Source organism: Georgenia sp. EYE_87, assembly GCF_023148685.1.
Lineage (GTDB): Bacteria > Actinomycetota > Actinomycetes > Actinomycetales > Actinomycetaceae > Georgenia.
This window is the reverse complement of record NZ_JAHXNL010000037.1, coordinates 1-974: the sequence shown is the minus strand read 5'-3', so window position 1 is coordinate 974 and position 974 is coordinate 1. Positions and strand designations below refer to the sequence as shown.

1 protein-coding gene is annotated in these 974 nt (G+C 74.7%); it reads left to right on the top strand.

Translation table 11 applies throughout. The features are described 5' to 3' along the window. Positions 1 to 974 (top strand): HNH endonuclease signature motif containing protein (locus KZX45_RS19770; protein ID WP_248259472.1); only part of this gene is annotated, 974 nt, incomplete at both ends.

The following is a 974-nucleotide window of genomic DNA, read 5'->3' as shown; positions in this document are numbered from 1 at the left end:
GCACTGGGGCCTGCGGGCGGATCCGGAGGCGGCGGACCGGGCGTACGTCGAGGAGACGGACCGCGAGGAGTTCTACCTGGCCGAGACCACCGACGGGTACGTGCCGGGTGGATGGCTGTCGAAGACCAGCGGGGAGATCGTGCTCACGGCGTTGGCCGCCCGCACGGGCGTGCCCGCCAAGGGCGACAGGCGCGCCCCGGGGCAGCGGCGCGCCGGGGCGCTGGTCGGGCTGGCGCACCTCGCGCTGGACTCCGGCTCGCTCCGTCCCGGCGCCCGGGTCCGCCCGCACATCAGCGTGCACGTGCCGTTCGAGACCCTGCAGCGGTTGATCGCCGCGTCCGCACCCGTGCGCCGGCATCCCGGCTGCACGCTGGCGGAGGGGCGCCCGGGCCGCGCGGACCACGCCGGTGCCGCCTTCGGGCTCCCGGGCGGCGCCACGACCGATCACGCCGGCCAGCAGCGGCCCAGCGGCGCCGCGCGCGGGGTGCCGGACGGCGCAGCTCCTGCCGTCGTCGGCAGCGCAGCTGCGGAGTCCGGTTCTACTGAGGGTGACGGGTTGTGCGGCTGCGGGCAGGTGCTGCCGGAGGCGGTGATCGGTGCGGATCTGGACTCCGCCGTGATGGGTGAGGTCGCCCCGGCGACGTTCGAGGACGGCAGTCCGCTCTCGCCGGCCCTGCTGGCGCGCCTGGCCTGCACCGGTGCGGTGCACCGGGTGGTCTTCGGCCCGGACTCGGAGGTCCTGGACGTCGGCCGGGAGCAACGGATCTTCACCGCCGCCCAGACCCGGGCGATCATCGCCCGCGACAAGCACTGCCAGTACCCGGACTGCGACGCCCCGCCCGGCGAGGGCGAGATCCACCACAGCGTCTGGTGGTGGGAACAGTTCGGCTCCACCAGCGTCAAGCTCGGCGTCCTGCTCTGCTGGGCCCACCACGACCACGTGCACCAGCACCGCATCACCATCGAACGAAGAC